16 protein-coding genes and 1 pseudogene are annotated in these 16,990 nt (G+C 54.2%); 6 read left to right on the top strand and 11 right to left on the bottom strand.

Annotation, left to right across the window (positions count from 1 at the left end; genetic code table 11):
- Positions 1-78: 78 nt before the first annotated feature.
- Complete coding sequence (locus I9182_RS18010; protein WP_209599160.1) at positions 79-837, top strand: hypothetical protein; 759 nt, start codon at positions 79-81, stop codon at positions 835-837.
- On the opposite strand, the gene I9182_RS18005 is transcribed toward I9182_RS18010, so the two are convergent.
- The 10 genes from I9182_RS18005 to I9182_RS17960 all read right to left on the bottom strand — a co-directional run bounded on the left by I9182_RS18005 (position 838) and on the right by I9182_RS17960 (position 11,624).
- Complete coding sequence (locus I9182_RS18005) at positions 838-1,779, bottom strand: metallophosphoesterase (RefSeq protein ID WP_209599159.1); 942 nt, start codon at positions 1,777-1,779, stop codon at positions 838-840.
- Positions 1,769-3,202: a hypothetical protein gene (locus tag I9182_RS18000; RefSeq protein WP_209599158.1), complete on the bottom strand. Its 1,434-nt coding sequence runs from the start codon at positions 3,200-3,202 to the stop codon at positions 1,769-1,771. Before I9182_RS18000 ends, I9182_RS18005 begins: the two co-directional genes overlap by 11 nt.
- 19 nt (positions 3,203-3,221) lie before the next feature.
- A complete protein-coding gene (locus I9182_RS17995) occupies positions 3,222-3,866 on the bottom strand; it encodes a hypothetical protein (protein ID WP_209599157.1) in 645 nt (214 codons plus the stop codon).
- 94 nt (positions 3,867-3,960) lie between these two features.
- Entirely contained in the window at positions 3,961-5,289 is a 1,329-nt protein-coding gene (glnT, locus tag I9182_RS17990; RefSeq protein ID WP_209599156.1) for a type III glutamate--ammonia ligase, read from the bottom strand.
- A 78-nt stretch (positions 5,290-5,367) separates the two neighbouring features.
- Positions 5,368-6,705 carry an FMN-binding glutamate synthase family protein gene (locus I9182_RS17985; protein WP_209599155.1) on the bottom strand — a complete coding sequence of 446 codons (1,338 nt, stop codon included), beginning with the start codon at positions 6,703-6,705 and terminating at the stop codon, positions 5,368-5,370.
- Between the two features lie 10 nt (positions 6,706-6,715).
- Positions 6,716-7,399, bottom strand: coding sequence for a GXGXG domain-containing protein (locus I9182_RS17980; protein WP_209599154.1), 684 nt, complete (start codon positions 7,397-7,399; stop codon positions 6,716-6,718).
- Position 7,400: 1 nt separating this feature from the next.
- Positions 7,401-8,297 (bottom strand): glutamine amidotransferase family protein, encoded by an 897-nt coding sequence (locus I9182_RS17975; protein ID WP_142638722.1) that lies wholly within the window; start codon positions 8,295-8,297, stop codon positions 7,401-7,403.
- 167 nt (positions 8,298-8,464) lie between these two features.
- Complete coding sequence (locus I9182_RS17970; RefSeq protein WP_142638724.1) at positions 8,465-9,115, bottom strand: XRE family transcriptional regulator; 651 nt, start codon at positions 9,113-9,115, stop codon at positions 8,465-8,467.
- 780 nt (positions 9,116-9,895) lie between these two features.
- Positions 9,896-10,897, bottom strand: coding sequence for an ABC transporter permease (locus I9182_RS17965; protein ID WP_209599153.1), 1,002 nt, complete (start codon positions 10,895-10,897; stop codon positions 9,896-9,898).
- Positions 10,898-10,907: 10 nt separating this feature from the next.
- Positions 10,908-11,624 (bottom strand): ATP-binding cassette domain-containing protein, encoded by a 717-nt coding sequence (locus I9182_RS17960; protein ID WP_209599152.1) that lies wholly within the window; start codon positions 11,622-11,624, stop codon positions 10,908-10,910.
- A 42-nt stretch (positions 11,625-11,666) separates the two neighbouring features.
- Between I9182_RS17960 and I9182_RS17955 the strand changes: the two genes are divergently transcribed.
- On the top strand, positions 11,667-12,377 hold the full coding sequence (locus tag I9182_RS17955) for an IS6 family transposase (protein WP_209599151.1): 711 nt from the start codon (positions 11,667-11,669) through the stop codon (positions 12,375-12,377).
- On the opposite strand, the pseudogene I9182_RS17950 reads toward I9182_RS17955, so the two are convergent.
- Positions 12,366-12,710, bottom strand: a pseudogene (locus I9182_RS17950) (DUF6880 family protein); the annotation flags it as partial. The gene I9182_RS17955 and the pseudogene I9182_RS17950 sit on opposite strands and share 12 nt — an antisense overlap.
- 282 nt (positions 12,711-12,992) lie before the next feature.
- On the opposite strand from I9182_RS17950, the gene I9182_RS17945 reads away from it, so the two are divergent.
- The 4 genes from I9182_RS17945 to I9182_RS17930 all read left to right on the top strand — a co-directional run bounded on the left by I9182_RS17945 (position 12,993) and on the right by I9182_RS17930 (position 16,861).
- On the top strand, positions 12,993-13,940 hold the full coding sequence (locus tag I9182_RS17945) for a response regulator (RefSeq protein ID WP_209599149.1): 948 nt from the start codon (positions 12,993-12,995) through the stop codon (positions 13,938-13,940).
- Positions 13,941-14,006: 66 nt separating this feature from the next.
- Positions 14,007-14,306 carry an Hpt domain-containing protein gene (locus tag I9182_RS17940; protein ID WP_209599148.1) on the top strand — a complete coding sequence of 100 codons (300 nt, stop codon included), beginning with the start codon at positions 14,007-14,009 and terminating at the stop codon, positions 14,304-14,306.
- A 34-nt stretch (positions 14,307-14,340) separates the two neighbouring features.
- A complete protein-coding gene (locus I9182_RS17935) occupies positions 14,341-16,461 on the top strand; it encodes an ATP-binding protein (RefSeq protein WP_209599147.1) in 2,121 nt (706 codons plus the stop codon).
- Positions 16,430-16,861 carry a response regulator gene (locus I9182_RS17930; RefSeq protein WP_209599146.1) on the top strand — a complete coding sequence of 144 codons (432 nt, stop codon included), beginning with the start codon at positions 16,430-16,432 and terminating at the stop codon, positions 16,859-16,861. The genes I9182_RS17935 and I9182_RS17930 overlap by 32 nt, the downstream gene beginning before the upstream one ends.
- The last annotated feature ends 129 nt before the right edge of the window (positions 16,862-16,990 follow it).

Below are 16,990 nucleotides of genomic sequence, written 5' to 3'. Positions count from 1 at the left end.
GTTGCGATTGAATTGAATGGGGCACGATATGCATTTGAAGAAGCGTAAGCCTTTGACGTGAGCAGGAAGGAAGTTAAGTTGAACAAGACGTTCCCACTTATGGCCGTGCTATTGATGGTGCTGTTGCCAGGCGCTGCGGTGTCACAAGTCGACCCTGCGACCATGTTGGCCGGTACTTCGGAGTCAGAAATACTTATCGAGCGACGTTGGATACAGTTTCGGGGCAAACAGGAACTGTATTTCTTTACTCTCGACGTCATCGTAACTGTCATATTGACTGGACTGATCGTTTATCACCCTGTGAGGCGGAGAGCCCGCAGAAGTGTCAGTGATATCATGATGCCGAGGCTGTTCTTCTTATACGCGCTTGTCGGCATGGCGGTTGGATTCTTGGTAGTCCAGCACGGATCAATGATCGGGTTCGTGATCTTTGGAATAGGAGCCCTGTTGAGGTTCCGATCAAATATGGATGACCCGGTCGACACGGTGGAAATGATTATTGTGACCGTGCTTGGGCTCGCTGTAGGGCTGGGCTTGCCCTTAATGGCCACACTGGTGGCGGTTGTATGTTGGTGTTTCATTTGGCTCGGTGGACAAAACAAGGGCGTGGAGATTTCGCTCAAGGCTTCAGACGAAGAGCACTCATTGAAAGTCAGCGGAGCCATTGAAACCATGGCCGCAGACGCTGGCTGGAAGCTGGTCAGAGAACACCACGTTCCGGGCAAATCTCGCGTTTCTTTGCTTTTCATCACCTCGGGTGGACTTTCGGAAGCCCGGATCGAAGAGATGATAAACGATTTGGTGCCTGAAAAAGTTGAGCTGAAACTCAACTTCTAGTCATTTCACAAGGTCCAATCGTTTCAACACGGCATTGGGGGATCTGATTTCTTTCGGAAGCGACTTGAAGTCCACCGACCTTTCGAAATCAGGCCCTCGATATACTGCTATCTCAAACTCTCCATTCAACTGGAACGTAACATGAGTGAAGCTGTGAGGTGATCTGGCAATATCGCCAATTAGCCGCCGCGGACCACCTCCCAAACAAGCTTGAGAGACGTAAGCTACACCGTCTTTCCAACCGGGATAGAAGGCATGATGGTGGCCTGACAGATGCAGAACGACACCGCTTTCCAAATAGATTTTTTCAAGTGTTGGGTCACCGATGATTTCGCGTTCGCGCTGGATCGCGAACGGCCAAAGTGGGAGGTGACTGAAAGTGACAATCGGGTCTCCGTCTGCACCCAATTCCTGTAACCGGTCCTGCTGGTCACCGGATAGGGGTCCTAGGGTCGTTGCATCCAGCGACGCAAACGTAATGCCCTGCATCTCAAATGCGTAAAAGAACGGGTAGTCATCTGAAACTAGGAAGTCGACGTCTGGCTTTCTTGGTGTCCATTCCTCTGCGTATATTTTTCTTTCACGCTCGAACCCACGGTAGGCAGAGGCGTCATGGTTTCCGGGCGTGACCGCAAATGGAATTCCAGCGGCCTCCAAAGGATCTGACACGGCCTCGTGAAAAGCCTTCCACATCTCTCTGACCTGTTTGTCTGACAAGTTGGGAATGCGCTGTCCCGCAACCATATCGCCCGTCGAAATCACCAGATCGGGATCGATCTCGATTATGCGCTCAATCGCTTTGCCGACGCGGGCATCGTATCGTACCGACCCATAACTTCCGTTCAGATCCGATATGACGATAACATCCAATGCCACCGCTTTGCTGGCGAGCAGAGCGGTCCAAATGAACGCCGCAATAGGGGCAGAACGCTTATGGGTCACTACAGTCCACAGCCTCTACCTCGGTGTCGTTTCTCAAAAAGAATGCGACAGGATTCAAGTCGAACATCAAATCGCCATTTGAACAATTGTCCTGGAGGATGGACGTTGCCAGCTGGGTGTTTTTTACAACTTGTGCAATCTGCCTATCTGACAACCCAAGGCTCTGCGACAGCCAGCCGTAGACGGGACCTTGAGATTTAAGATCATTATTCAAAGAAACCAAGCGCCGATACGTACTTGGAGAGAAGTGTCGCATTTTCTCCAGCATTTGAGTGGACTTCGCGAAGTTGGCATACGCTACCCGCCCACCAGCATCGTTGTCGTTTAGATTGCTGCGACGGATCAATAACGCCTCGGCAGGAACATCTCCATCGTTTGGCTCATGGTGCTTGGCTTTCTTACGCTTCAGTTCTCCGTCTTCGACCCAATACCAATAGGGTGTGAAGTCTATGTTTCCCACGCGGTCCTGCTGGCTAAAGATGAAATCTAGGAGAACAATCTCGGTAAGTTCTTGCATCCAAAATGTCATCTGTTGATCACTGACATCAGGACCGAGATCCTTGTTGATCTGCCGGTCCTTTCGGCCTTCTTTAACGCCCTCTGCAATAGCCTCTGGCAGGGGTTTTGAGGAACGCAAAGCCAAGAAAGCAGGCGTTTCCTGGAAATCACGGTTTTGGCCTTTCCCCCATCCAGACTTGCGGGTGCCGTTGATTTCCGAACCGTATCGATGCCCAGGACTATCAAGCAGTACACCGTATATTTGCGTTCGATCCGAGGTGAACAGATCATCGGTTGGTTGGTATGAGTTTGGGTCGGCATCCGCAGCCGCGAAGACCCGCCAGCCTTCGTGGTTCATGCGCCCGCCATGAGAGCCGCCAGAAATCGCAAGGCCAGGCTCTGCAACCTCGGAAAAATGGGTCCGGGCGTCCATGCTTCGCCAAACGGCGACTGGAACTTTTACAGTCGCGTCGAAATATCTGGAGAAATGATAGTAAAGCAGCGACGAGGTGGAAAAGGTTCCACTGGTGCCCTTTTGGTTCATGGTGGATTTTAATTTGGCCACCCTGTCCTTGGCTAGATCTTTCGCCGCCTTCCCCTCTTTGCAAGCGTTTCTCTCGAATTCAGAGCGCTTCCCCACGTAGGGACCTTCCGAAATATCGTAGACGGCCATTCCTGGGCTGGTGCTCCAGGTTTTTGGGCAAATGGCAATTTCGGAGGCATAGAAATCGATCTCGCAATAGGCTGTCTCTTCCTCAAGATCGCTTTTTTGATACGCGCCCGTTGGAACTTTTTCGATCCGAATGCAGCGTTCCGTAACGCCGTTGGGACTCTCAAATGTCGTGGCTTCACCGAGGACATCGTCGCTCGCCCACAAGGCAGTGGGTGCAATGAAAGCCAGTGACCCCAGAAGATTGAACCTCATTTGGATACTCCTCCCGATATCATTTGGGGCAAATCGCTGCCTGTTGTTCGGTAGAAATCGTCAAATTGGGGTCGACACTGAATTTGGAGAACTTTGAGTCAATCCACTGGTCACACCCGCCTGAACATGGGGCACCGTTACGGGCATCATTCCAATAATCCTTGGCCCTTTCTTCCGTCCAACCGCAAAACTGAACGAGCGCCATTGCCGACAATGCTCCCGAGGAATGAACGCCCCACATGCAGTGCACCAGAACAGGACCCTTTCTAGGGTTTTCAATCACCTCATGTATGGACGCCATGACGGCACTGGGACGGGAGGATCTGGCGCTCTGATAGTCAAAGGATCCGTTTCCACAACTAGTGCGACCGTATTCAGTGTTTTTGCCAAAGTCGGCATAAAACCCGGTTGAAAACCCTTCATCACACAAAGTTTCGCGTTGACCTTCACTCAGGCCCGTTCGATCCTTATCGCCACCTTTGAAACCAGAGCGATACAATACTCCGCTTAAGACTGGGCGAAAGAAAGCAACGCCGTCAACGCCTCCGTCGCTACCTTTTGAGAGCATTTGACTGTTGCTTGGACCGCCATTTCGACTGGTCACGTCAGAACTCGCAGCGGTTGCGAGAACACCAATGAATATGAGGGATATCAAAAACCGCATGCCAGCTCCTTTCTATTTTTCAGCCTGTAATGCTCAAACTCTTCCCACTTGGCGGGGCCAGAACATCCTAAAACAACGCGATGGGATCAAACAGTTAGACATCCAATGTGTGTTCTTTTTCCCAACGCGAAAAGTGGTTTGTAAAAGACATCCACTCCTGATTCTTCATCTTCAGGTAAGCGGCCGAGAATTCCTCCCCCATAGCAGCCTTCAACCCTGCATCCTTGTCATATTCGCGCAGCGCGTCCAGCATGTTCAGCGGCAGCTTGGGCGCATCGGTGACAGTGTGCCCTTCGGCATACATGTCGATATCCCAGCGTTTGCCCGGATCAGCCTCGGACCGGATGCCCGACAGACCGGCGGCGATGATGACCGCCTGCAACAGGTAGGGGTTGGTGGCCCCATCGGGTAGACGCAGTTCGAACCGGCCCGGTCCGGGGACCCGCACCATATGGGTGCGGTTGTTGCCGGTCCATGTGACCGTATTGGGCGCCCATGTGGCCCCCGACATGGTGCGCGGCGCGTTAATGCGCTTGTAACTGTTCACCGTCGGATTGGTGATCGCTGCCAGCGCGCTTGCATGTTTCATGATCCCGCCGAGGAAATGCTTGCCCTTCTCGCTCAGGCCCACCTCACCGGTCGGACCGTCGCCTTCACCTGCAAATACGTTGGTCTTCGCGTCCGCACCCGGCGCATCCCAAACCGAGATATGGGCATGGCAGCCATTGCCCGTCAGACCTTCGACCGGCTTAGGCATAAAAGTAGCGCGGAAGCCGTGCTTCTCGGCCACCGATTTGGTCATGAACTTGAAGAAGGAGTGTTTGTCGGCGGTCTTCAGAACATCATCAAACTCCCAGTTCATCTCGAACTGGCCGTTGGCGTCCTCGTGGTCGTTCTGGTACGGGCCCCAGCCGAAATCAAGCATGTAATCGCAGATCTCACGCACCACATCATAGCGGCGCATCACCGCCTGCTGGTCATAACAGGGCTTCTCAGCCGTATCGAATGGATCACTGATCTGCTCGCCATCGGGGGTCAGCAGGAAGAATTCAGCCTCGATACCGGTTTTGACATGCATCCCCATCTCGGCAGCCTCGCCAATCAGGCGTCGCAGAACATTGCGCGGGGCCTGGGCGACGTCCTTGCCTTCCATAACGCAATTGCCCGCAACCCAGGCGACCTCGGGTTTCCACGGCAGTTGGATGACCGAAGACGGGTCAGGCACAGCCAGCATGTCGGGATGCGCCGGGGTCATGTCGAGATAGGTGGCGAAGCCCGCGAAACCCGCCCCTTCCTCTTGCATGTCGGCAATCGCTTGCGCAGGAACCAATTTGGCCCGCTGCCCACCGAACAGATCGGTGAACGAAATCATGAAATACTTGACGCCTTTTTCCTTGGCGAAAGCTGCCAGATCTGTTGTCATGGTCACCTTCCCTTTCCCAGTTGGTTCAAAGAAGAAAGGCGCCGCCCTTTTGGGCCGCGCCTTCGTATTGTTTGCAGTTCAGAACACGGCTTTGCCCGGATACCAATCGGTGCCCGCCAACGGCACTTTGGCCATCGCAGCCGCCTCCATCGTCAAGGCGCAGAGGTCCTCGGGCTCCAGATTGTGCAGGTGATTGTGACCACAGGCGCGCGCGATAGTTTGCGCCTCGAGCGTCATGACCTTCAGGTAGTTGCTCAGCCGACGACCCGCCTCGACCGGGTCCAAGCGTGCAGCCAGTTCCGGATTCTGCGTGGTGATGCCCGCAGGGTCCTTCCCTTCGTGCCAATCGTCATAGGCCCCGGTTGTGGTGCCCAGCTTCTGATACTCGGCCTCCCATTTCGGGTCATTGTCGCCCAAAGCGATCAGTGCAGCCGTACCGATGGCCACCGCGTCCGCGCCCAATGCCATCGCCTTGGCCACATCGGCCCCGGTGCGGATACCGCCCGAGATCACCAGTTGCACCTCGCGGTGCACACCCAGGTCCTGCAACGCCTGAACAGCAGGGCGGATACAGGCCAGCGTCGGAATGCCGACATGTTCGATGAACACGTCCTGCGTGGCAGCGGTGCCGCCCTGCATCCCGTCCATCACCACGACATCGGCCCCGGCTTTCACCGCCAGCGCAGTGTCATAATAGGGCCGCGTCGCGCCGACCTTCACATAGATCGGCACCTGCCAGCCGGTGATCTCACGCAGTTCGAGGATCTTGATCTCCAGATCATCCGGCCCGGTCCAGTCCGGGTGACGACAGGCCGAACGCTGGTCAATCCCTTTGGGCAAGGTACGCATTTCAGCCACGCGGTCGCTGATCTTCTGACCCAGCAGCATGCCGCCGCCGCCGGGTTTGGCCCCCTGCCCTACAACGATCTCAATCGCATCCGCCTTGCGCAGATCATTGGGGTTCATGCCATAGCGCGACGGCAAATACTGATAGACCAGCTTCGAAGAATGCCCGCGCTCTTCGGGTGTCATGCCACCGTCACCAGTGGTGGTGGACGTTCCAGCCGCCGATGCGCCACGGCCCAGAGCCTCTTTTGCAGGACCGGACAAAGCGCCAAAGCTCATGCCTGCAATGGTGACAGGAATATCTAACTCGATGGGCTTCTTGGCAAAGCGTGTGCCCAGCGTCACCGAGGTATCGCAACGCTCACGGTACCCTTCCAGCGGATAACGCGAGACGGACGCCCCCAGAAACAGCAGGTCGTCGAAATGCGGCACCTTGCGTTTCGCACCGCCACCACGAATGTCGTAGATACCTGTGGCCGCCGCCCGTCGGATTTCCGCGTTGATCGGATTTGTAAAGGTCGCCGACTGAATCGGCAAGGTGCGGGGGATGGTCTGATCCGTGTCTTTCATTCCCATGTCCTCAGTACGCGGCTGCGTTGTCGACGTCGAAGTTATAGAGCTGACGCGCCGAGCCATAGCGCTTGAACTCTTCGGGCTTGGCGTCCGAGCCCGCGCGTTCCAGCAGGTCGGTCAGGATTTCGATATGCTCAGGCCGCATCTCTTTCTCGATGCAATCCGCGCCCAGGCTCTTGACCGAGCCACGCACAAACAGCCGTGCTTCGTACAGCGAGTCTCCAAGCGCATCGCCTGCATCGCCGCACACAACCAAATTGCCTGCTTGTGCCATGAACGCGGACATATGGCCGATATTGCCGTGCACAACGATGTCGATGCCTTTCATCGAAATCCCGCAGCGCGAGCTGGCATTGCCTTTGATCACCAGAAGCCCACCATGCCCGGTCGCGCCCGCATATTGGCTGGCGTCGCCTTCCACGACAACGGTGCCAGACATCATGTTTTCGGCCACTCCCGGCCCGACCGAGCCTTCGACCTTGATGGTCGCCTGCTGGTTCATGCCCGCACAGTAGTAACCAGTCGAGCCTTTGACGGTGACCTCAATCGGCGCGTCCAGACCCACGGCGATGGCGTGGTTGCCCTTGGGGTTCTGCACTTCCCAATTGGTCTGGTTGGTCTCGGCGCTTTGCGCCTGAAGGGTCGAGTTCAAACCCCGCAGGCCGTTTTCTGCAACATCATAGGTCTGCATCTCAGTGGCTCCAGAAATAGACGGTTGCGGGTTCGGGTTCCCAGACCTTGGCGTCTTCGATGCCCGGCAGGTTTACTAGCGCGCGGTATTCGCTGCCAAAGGCCACGTATTGATCAGTCTCGGCCATAACCGCAGGTTTGCAAGCGATGGGATCGCGCACCACGCCGAACCCATCCTTTGTGCCGACCACGAATGTGAAGAACCCGTCGAGATCCTCCAAGCTGCTTTCCAGCGCCTCACCCAGAGTCGCGCCGTTCTGCATCCTCCAGGTCAGGTACGCCGCGCCCACTTCGGTGTCGTTCATCGACTCAACCCGCACGCCTTCGCGCTTGAGCTTGCGGCGCAGTGCATTGTGGTTCGACAGCGATCCATTGTGAACCAAACACTGATCCGCGCCGGTGTTGAACGGGTGCGCGCCTTCCGTGGTCACAGCGGATTCCGTTGCCATGCGCGTATGACCGATCCCGTGGCTGCCGCCCATGGTCGACAGGTTGAAGCGATCTGCCACGTCTTTGGGCAGGCCGACCTCTTTGTAGATCTCAATCGCGGCACCGTCTGACATCACGCGCAGACCGGGACGCAGATCGCGCACCGCTTGGCGGGCCTGTTCCACCTTCGTGCTGTCCAGTTCCAGAATCGCATGCGTGTCGTTGGCCTGCAGAGTAACCTGCGCCTCGATCGCCGCCCCCAGATCAGCGGCAAGCGCGGCGAAGTCCTCCTCAGGCTTGTCCGACTGCACTGTCAGCTTCGCGGCCCCGGCGGCCTCGGCCCCATAGATTGCGATCCCTGCGCTGTCCGGGCCCCGGTCGGTCATTGTGACCAGCATATCCGTCAGCATCGAGCCCAGCTTGGGCTCCAATGTCTTGTCCTTGAGAAACAGACCGACAATTCCACACATCAGCTTTTGCCCTATGAAATTTCATCGAGCCCGACGCTAACAGCGCGAGGCGAGAAAAACAACTATAAGAAATAAATATTCATGTGGGGAAACTATCGCGCGAGACACTCACATCCGCCAACCGCTAGGACCGATGGCCGCCCGGCTCGAAGAACAATAGGCAAGACTTAGCTGGTCTGCCGATAAGAAATGATCGACAGGTATTTCGCTGGCAGCTTCACCAGAACTTCTGGCCCGTGCGGCGCGTCGGCATCAAAGAAAAGCGTGTCACCGGGCTTCAGGGCATAAATGCTGTCGCCGTGGCGATAATCCACCTCACCTTCGAGCATATAAAGCATCTCGATCCCGTCATGCTGGAATGTCGGGAACCGGTCAGATTCCTCGGTTAACGTGATCAGATAGGGCTCGACCACCACGCCACTGGCATTAGCCCCAAGATGGCCCAGAAGGTTATACTGATGCCCGGCCCGTGTGCCCGCCCGCTCGGTTTCGACCCCCTCACCCGCTTTGGTATGCACTGCGTTTCGGGTTTCTTCATAGCGGCGAAAAAAAGAGGTAATCGGCGTGCTAAGCGCATCTGCTAAAGATTGCAGCGTGGTCAGCGACGGTGAGGTCGCCCCGTTCTCGATTTTGGACAGCATGCTGATCGACAGGCCAGTCAGAGCGGATAATTCGGCTATCGTGATCCCCTGCTGCAATCGCAACGCCCTAATTTCGCGTCCGATTGCGGTTTCCAGATTCTTCTCACCAATGTCCCGAACCTTATGCGGATCCTGCGACAGGATCGCTTTTTCATCGGTGGTTTCCGCCTGCGCCATCGCGGTCCTCTTGATCGCTTGTGGTGTTTGAACCAACCATGACATAAGAGCGACCGTTTTGTGTAGCTGGTCTTGCCAGGAAATTTTTATTCACCATAGTATCCGCCGGACTTGCATCTCAAAACGCCTGGAACGGAGGCTGACATGCATCAGACATCAGAGCATTTGAAGGATGTTGATCTGGTTCTGTCGCAAGTTTCTTTGAGAGCTGCTTCCCGGTTGCTCATCCAGAAAATCATGAATTCCAGAACCTCAGAAATTCAAACCTCCAAGTAATTGATTTTGTTGCGACTACAGTCTCAGCAATTTCAATGGGCAGCACGAAAGAACTGAAAGCGCTTACGAGCCAGGAGTGTTGTCTTGATCTGACGCCTCGTCGGGCCAACCAGAAAGGAAAAACTGCCAGGTCGCGATGGCTCCAATCGCGCCAAACAGAATGGCCCAGAATAAGTTCCCGATTACAAGCTCCAGGATCGCCCATCCAGCGCTCAAGAGTGTGACGGCAACCCGCCGCCAGAGCGGAAGAAAGAAGGGTACGCGAAGTTCGAACATGTTCATCCGGGGATCACTCCAACGCTATGGAACACGTGATGTTAGACCTCTGGCACGATAGGTGCGCTGGTAAATGCAATCAACCTACGCCTTACCCCACGGTTACACGTTTCAGATGCTGCGCATGGCGTTGAGCAGTTGCAATTGTAGACAGCAGCACTGCCAACATTCAATGCCTCGGCACCGTGGCGCACAGCTCCGGCAGCCACACCACGATGTCATTTGCTGTCACTTCACCACGTCTACCTTGCTTCTGTTCAGCGAAATAGCGATGGCCGCAATCAGCAATACACCCAGGGCGACCTGACTCCATGATGGTGGCACACCCGCGATTGTTAGCCCGTTGCGGACGATTGTCAGGGTCAATGCCCCGATGATCGTCTTGACTACACTGCCATAGCCACCTGTCAGCGGTGTACCACCAAGCGCATCTGCGGCAATTGCGTCGAGCTCAATCATCAGACCCGCCTGAGGCGTTGCCGCCCCTGCCCTTGCCAGGTTGACGCAAGCCGCCAACCCCACCATCAATCCTGCAGCGGCAAAGACTTTGATCTTGAACGTCGTGACATTGATGCCGACCAGGCGGAGGACTTTCTCGTTGCCTCCAACGGCGCGCAACTGTTGACCAAAAACAGTCTTCTCATAAAAGGCCCACATAAACAGCGCGACAATCGCCGCAAGAATGAAGATCGCGGGGAATTTGCCCATCGATAAAAGCCAGGGTGCTGCGACAGACGAGATGTTGGTGCCGCCTGACACGCTGTCGTCCGTTATATAGATCGCCGTACCGTCTGACGCGATGATCACAATGGCCCGCACAATGATGAGCATCGCCAATGTTGTCACAAATGATGGGATCTTGAGCAGTGAAATAATCAGGCCGTTGACCATGCCAACAAGGCCACCTGCGACAATTCCCAGGATCAAGCCCACATCCCCGAACCAGAGCATTCCAAGTGCCCCCAGAAACGCCGAAAATGCCAGGCTTGATCCGATGGAGATATCAATGGAGCCGGTGGTCACGATCATCAACTGTGCAAATGCCAGCAACATCAAGACAGGCGTTTGCTGCGCGATGAACGTCCAGTTGCGCACCGACATGAAACGGTCGCCGGAAATCGCCCAGAACAACAAGATCACCAGAACAATGGCAATGAACGGCACATAGTCTCGCAACATTTCCGCGCGTTTGGGCGTCAGGAAGGGGCCGGAGGCGGTTGTTTCGGTCATGTCGTTCTCCTCATTCACCGAGAGTTATGGCCTTCACGAGCCGGTCCGAGGTAATCTCGTCGCGCTTGAATTCACGCGATGTGACCCCGTGATGGGTCACTACGATACGGTCAGCGAGGCGGCGCACCTGATCGAGATTGTGGCTGACCAAAAGGAATGACGTGCCCTGCTTGTCGCGCACATCCTCAACCAATCGCTCGACCTCCGCTGTTTCATTCGGTCCAAGTGCAGCGGTCGGTTCGTCAAGGATTACGATGTCGCTCCCCCAGGCAATTGCGCGCCCGATCGCGATACTTTGTTGTTGTCCTCCGGACATCGAGGAGATTGGTTGTGACAAATCCTGAACGGTGGTGACATTGAGCTGCGCGAGGGCTTCACGGGTTTTTTCGCGCATCTTTCGTTCATCCACAAAAATCCCCCATTTGCGGGGGATGCGCCCCAGAAACAGGTTGTAGGGCGCCGTCATATTGGGAACCAGTGCCAAATCCTGATAGACAACTTCGATCCCGCATTCCTGCATATGAGAAACGCTATGCTCAGCGCGGGACACTTCCTTGCCGTTGATGATGATCTGTCCGCCGTCCGGAACATGGGCCCCAGCCACAACCTTCATCAACGTTGATTTTCCGGCACCATTTCCGCCCACGATCGCGACAACTTCACCGCGATGAAGATCAAAGGAGCCGTCACGCAAAGCCTGGACACCACCAAATGACTTCGAAGGCATTGCCAAGTTGATTGGGTTGTCCTTCTCGGATAGCGCGGTACCATGACCATACCGACCTCATTGCCGCGGCTGAAGGGCTTCCGTTTTCCTCGCGAAATCATCGCCTATGCGGTGTGGGCATATCATCGGTTTGCTCTCAGCACGGCGGATGTCGAGGACCTCCTGGCGGAGCGTGGCGTCATCGTCAGTCGTGAAGCGGTTCGTCTCTGGGTGAACCGTTTCGGGTCTCAGTTCGCGGCTTGTATCCGACGCGACCGGCCCCGGCCGCACGACAAATGGCATATGGACGAAGTGGTCGTCCCGATCAACGGCGTGAAACATTGGCTGTGGCGAGCAATCGATGGCAATGGAGATGTACTCGACATTCTGATCCAGCCTCGCCGCAATGCCAAAGCCGCAAAGCGTTTCTTCGGCCGACTGGTTGCAGCCTATGGCGAGCCGCGTGTCGTGATCACGGACAAGCTGCGCAGCTATACCAAGCCGATCAAGGCCATCACGCCGGACGCCGACCATCGGGCGCACAAGGGGCTCAACAACAGGATCGAAGGGTCACACCGGCCGACGCGAAAGCGGGAAAAGATGATGGGTCGGTTCAAGTCACCACGCCAGGCGCAACGATTTCTCGTCGCCCACGACCATATCACTACGATCTTTTGTCCCCGCCGCTATCGCCTTTCCACTCTCTCCTACCGCCATGCCAGAGCCGACGCGTTCAAGCTGTGGGAAGGTTATGCTGCCGAACTATCGGCCTGATTGCGCGGCCTCACGCTTATTCCAATCCACGGCAGATAACTTGGCAATGCCCATGGAATAGAACCAGCCATCCGTATTGCCCGCCACTTCTTCAGCCCGCTGCTCAGTAATGGCATCCTTCAGATCGGCATCCCAGCGAGCCAGGCTGCTTTGCGGCAGATGCGGCGCCACGATCTCGGTTACCTCGACCAGATAGCCGTGAGTGCTTTCGCCAAGGGCGGTCATGATCTTGTCGGGTAGCAGATCCGCTTCGGGTGTAGCCATGCTCTGCGCCAGATCACCTGTCGCGGTGATTGCCTGATAATAAACGTCCTGAATGCGACCCGAAGAATCGTCGACACGAGTTGTTTATCCTTGAAGAGGGTTGAAAGGCGGGGATATAGAACATTTTCGCTTAGTTTCAGATTGGTCTTTCCGCGCTCCGATTAACCATCGGCAAGCATCCGTCACGTTGCAAATCGCCCTTCTCAACGGAGATACGCTGCTTAACTTTTTGGATGCCTTCAAAAGGAATTGTAAGACTTTCGTCTACAATCCGCTTGACCAAGCGATCGTATAGTTTTTCTATCTATGCGGGAAGCTGTTTCCTTGATAATCGCATAGCATGTGAGCAATATGAAGATTTTGGTTGTTGATGACGAACCATTGTTTTGCGAATTGATTTCGGCAGAACTTGCTGCATGCGGGTTTGAAGACGTTCACGCTGTGAACTCCGGAGCTGCCGCGATTTCGCTGGTGAGAGAAATTTCCGACCCATTCGACTGCATACTTCTGGATATTGATATGCCCGGCATGGATGGCATTGAGGTCTGCCGCCTTCTGAGAGTTGAGCCCAGTACAACTGAGCTTCCGATCGTAATGGTTACAGCACGGTCCGAAATCGAAAGTGTGGACAGGGCGTTTGCCGCTGGTGCCACCGATTACCTTACCAAGCCAATCGATCGGCGTGAGCTGCAAGGGCGCATGACAATGGCTTCGGGTATGGCCCGCGAGCGTGCCGCTCGCCGGGCCGCACTGGCACGGAACACGTCAACAAATAAGTTATCTTTTGAAGAGTCGTTTCGGCTCCGGATAGATCACTCCAGCATGGATTACCTGGCCATGCAGAACTACGTACTGAAACTCGGAACTATGAGGTTGTTTAGCCTTGTCGCAATTGCGTTTCAGGTCATCAACGCGAAGCAGCTTTACCAAACTCTCGACAGCTCGGATTTTCAAGACACAATGTCTGACGTTGCCGAGGTGATCGCCGAAGCTTTGGCGTTCAATGATGCGATCGTGTCCTACGTTGGTTCAGGTTTCTTTTTGGCATTGGTCAGCCGTATTCCAGAAATATCGGTCGAGGAAGTTGCCGCTCAGATCGAACTGAAGCTGCAAGACATGAACGAATGGTACGCCAACCTGGATCAGATGCCGGTTCTTATGAGGGTTGGAACGCCCTGTTCCAGGGGAATTGTCAACCTGTCTTCGGCGACTGAGCTACTCGACACAGCTATGCAAAAAACAAAGGAATCCACAGCCGTAGTAGGCGGGGTTATTGCTGAAAGTTCAAAAGTATATTGAAGGCGCGGATGAGCTTGGTGACATAGGATGACAATTGGGTCTGGAACTACAACTGGTGCAAGACAAATGGACGAGGTTCTCAGGCAACTACGTGCCAAATTCGTCATGTCGTGCCAAGAGCGGTTGGAAACTCTCTCTGCTGCCGCAGAGGACCTGAAAGTTGATGCTGAAAACTCTGACGCTCTCGCTCGGGTTCGGCGAGAATGTCACAAGATCGCAGGTTTGGCCGGGTCGCTCGGGTTTGCCACCATTGGCGATCTAGCTGAGGAAATAGACATTAATTTAAAAAAGAACCAGCTTGCTTGGGCACAGATCGAGCCAAGGGCCCAAGAGTTGATGGCGCGCTTGGCAAATATCGGAGACTAAGCAACGCTTCTTCGAGACATGTTTTGAACGCACTGTGCAGAGTATCGCTCAAGGAAAAACTAAGTACACTGCTATACGTTGGGAAGTCGCATTGGGCACGCAACAAGAAACGCTGAGACAACTAAAGCGAAAACAAAAGCGGACGTTGTCGCTGATTTACGCTGCGATTATTCTTCTTGGCTGTTTGAGCATTATTCTTATGGACAAGGCGATTACCGCGCAGAAACTTGAGGCAGAGCGGTCCGCCGTTCAACGGTCTCTCAATTTGACCAAGTTTCGCTTGGAGCGGCTTATTGAAAGCTACAGCCACATGTCGCGGAGTCTTTCTGTGGCGCAGTTGACCGAGACTGGAGTAGAATTTCAGACTTTGGCCCAGTTGCTTCGCGATAACAATCCAATCATTATCAACATCGCGCGTTCGCAAGATTTTATCATCACGGATGTCCACCCGGTTGACCCGAACCGGGATCTTATTGGATACGATTATCGCGACAACCCCCAACAATTGGCATCGGTGCAACGTGCATTGGACAGTCAAGAAACTGTAATCGTCGGTCCTATTACTCTACTTCAGGGTGGGCTGGGACTTTTATTGCGAAATGCCCGACCCGGGCCGGACAATGTAGTCGGGAATGTCGTCCTCGACTTCAACCGGCTTCTGGCTGAAGCCGGAATGGAAGCCGAGCCGCGTGAATACGCGTCGTCGGCGCGAACCGAGATTGCGGACTTGGGCACTCAGATCGTTTTTGGTACCGAAACCGTATGGTCGGCTGCCCCAGTACTGGCCGAAGTTGAGCTGGGGGATGTCAGGTTGGAGTTGGCCAAAGCACCCGCGGGCGGTTGGATGCCAGATACGGCGCATCGTCCGGTGTTGATACTCACAACAGCTGTTCTGGTTATGATTGCTTTGTTTGGAGTTAACTATGCGCGACGGCTGATCGTGGAACGGTCGGACGCCAGACGGCGACTTGTCGATGCAATCAACTCGATTAATGACGGGTTCGTCATTTTCGACAGACAGGACAGATTGCTTTTGTGCAATCAGAAATACCGTGATTTCTTCAACGTTTCCAGCCACCTTATCGAACCTGGGACACCTTTCGAAACAATCCTTCGCGACGAGGTCAGGCAAGGCCAGTACCCAGAGGCGGAAGGGCGCGAAGAGGAATGGATAACAGAACGACTTGAGCTTCATGCCAACCCCAATGCCCAAACTGAAATCGAACTTGCCAGCGGAAGCTGGCTAAAAGTTTCAGAATCTCAAATGAGAGACGGGAGCACCGTCGGGATTCGCACCGACATCACTGAACTGAAAAAAGCGCTGCAAGCGGCAGAAGAAGCGATTGGTACCAAGACCGAGTTCATCAACAATATGAACCACGAGTTGCGTGCGCCTTTGACTGTCATTTTGGGATACATTTCATTTTTTAGAAAGGTCGAATTGTATCCACAGTACCAAACCCTGAAAAATGCGATTGGTACAGATGCCGAGCTGTCGCGATTGTTGGATGATTTCACGGGCGTAATCGTCAATCAGGCTAAAAAGTCCGAAGCTTCCGGGAAGCACCTGCTTGGCTTAATAAACTCTGTTCTGGATTGGGCCAAGTTAAGCTCCGGCAACGTTGAACTAAACTTGGAAACCGTACATCTCGACGGACTCTTGACCGAATTGAGCGAAGAGCTGGGCCCTACAGCCGAAAAGAAAGGGCTTCGGCTGGAGGTTCGGGTTGAACCGGTTTCAATTGAGGGAGACCCGTTGCGCCTGAGGCAGATTTTCGTCAACTTGCTCAGTAACAGCATAAAGTTCACAGACAAAGGGTATGTCGCCGTTTCCGTCGTACAGGATGGTACCTCGGTTTTGGTCTCAGTCAAAGACAGTGGACGTGGCATACCGGACGATCAGTTGAATTTGATATTTGATCGCTTCATCCAGGTAAACGCAAATCAGAAAGGCCAGACAGGAACAGGACTTGGCCTTACGATTACAAAAGACTTAGTCCAGTTGCATGGTGGGCAGATTACTGTGTCCAGTACTTACGGTGTAGGCAGCACGTTTCAGGTCAGGTTCGAGAAGGATACTCCTTCTTCCCGTGAGGCAGCAAATACCGTTGCTGAGAAGTCCGATGTTGTTGAAATTGGCACCCAATCCGCTTGAACAAAAGGTATTTGCAATGAGTCTCTTAAAAAGAGTGGTACATGTAGACGACGATGAAGACATTCTGACTATCACTCGTATGTCGTTGGAACTCGTCGGCGACTTTGAAGTCACCCAATTCAGTTCTGCAAAAGATGCATTGAATAATCTGAAGAGCCTGCAACCCGACCTTTTCCTTTTGGATGTGATGATGCCGGACATGGATGGCCCCGAGCTTCTTTGCGAGCTGCGAAAGCGCCCGGAATTTCGAGATACGCCTGTCGTGTTTATGACAGCAAAAGCTGAATCCAGCATTCAGAACACCCCCATCAGTGAGAGTGCTTTGGCGTATATAACGAAACCGTTCGACCCCTTCGCACTTCCAAAACAATTGAAGTCCTTGCTTGAGAACGGGCTTTGAATTTCAATTGCTTTCCAAACGCTTAGAATGTCCTCGCTTCCTAAATTGTCGTGGCGTCACGGAGATAAGTTTTTGTTGCTTTCAAATTGCGGTTCTCTACCATAAAGAGTGTTCTAATGCACTGTAGTG

Source organism: Ruegeria sp. HKCCSP351 (assembly GCF_017872535.1).
Taxonomy (GTDB): Bacteria; Pseudomonadota; Alphaproteobacteria; order Rhodobacterales; family Rhodobacteraceae; genus Ruegeria.
This window is presented reverse-complemented; position numbering and strand designations above follow the sequence as displayed.

Coding starts and splice junctions, on each gene's coding strand:
- glnT (WP_209599156.1), bottom strand. CDS start 5,289: ATGACAACAGATCTGGCAGCTTTCGCCAAGGAAAAAGGCGTCAAGTAT.
- I9182_RS18000 (WP_209599158.1), bottom strand. CDS start 3,202: ATGAGGTTCAATCTTCTGGGGTCACTGGCTTTCATTGCACCCACTGCC.
- I9182_RS17965 (WP_209599153.1), bottom strand. CDS start 10,897: ATGACCGAAACAACCGCCTCCGGCCCCTTCCTGACGCCCAAACGCGCG.
- I9182_RS17995 (WP_209599157.1), bottom strand. CDS start 3,866: ATGCGGTTTTTGATATCCCTCATATTCATTGGTGTTCTCGCAACCGCT.
- I9182_RS17960 (WP_209599152.1), bottom strand. CDS start 11,624: ATGCCTTCGAAGTCATTTGGTGGTGTCCAGGCTTTGCGTGACGGCTCC.
- I9182_RS17930 (WP_209599146.1), top strand. CDS start 16,430: ATGTTGTTGAAATTGGCACCCAATCCGCTTGAACAAAAGGTATTTGCA.
- I9182_RS17985 (WP_209599155.1), bottom strand. CDS start 6,705: ATGAAAGACACGGATCAGACCATCCCCCGCACCTTGCCGATTCAGTCG.
- I9182_RS17945 (WP_209599149.1), top strand. CDS start 12,993: ATGAAGATTTTGGTTGTTGATGACGAACCATTGTTTTGCGAATTGATT.
- I9182_RS17980 (WP_209599154.1), bottom strand. CDS start 7,399: ATGCAGACCTATGATGTTGCAGAAAACGGCCTGCGGGGTTTGAACTCG.
- I9182_RS17975 (WP_142638722.1), bottom strand. CDS start 8,297: ATGTGTGGAATTGTCGGTCTGTTTCTCAAGGACAAGACATTGGAGCCC.
- I9182_RS17970 (WP_142638724.1), bottom strand. CDS start 9,115: ATGGCGCAGGCGGAAACCACCGATGAAAAAGCGATCCTGTCGCAGGAT.
- I9182_RS17955 (WP_209599151.1), top strand. CDS start 11,667: ATGACCATACCGACCTCATTGCCGCGGCTGAAGGGCTTCCGTTTTCCT.
- I9182_RS17940 (WP_209599148.1), top strand. CDS start 14,007: ATGGACGAGGTTCTCAGGCAACTACGTGCCAAATTCGTCATGTCGTGC.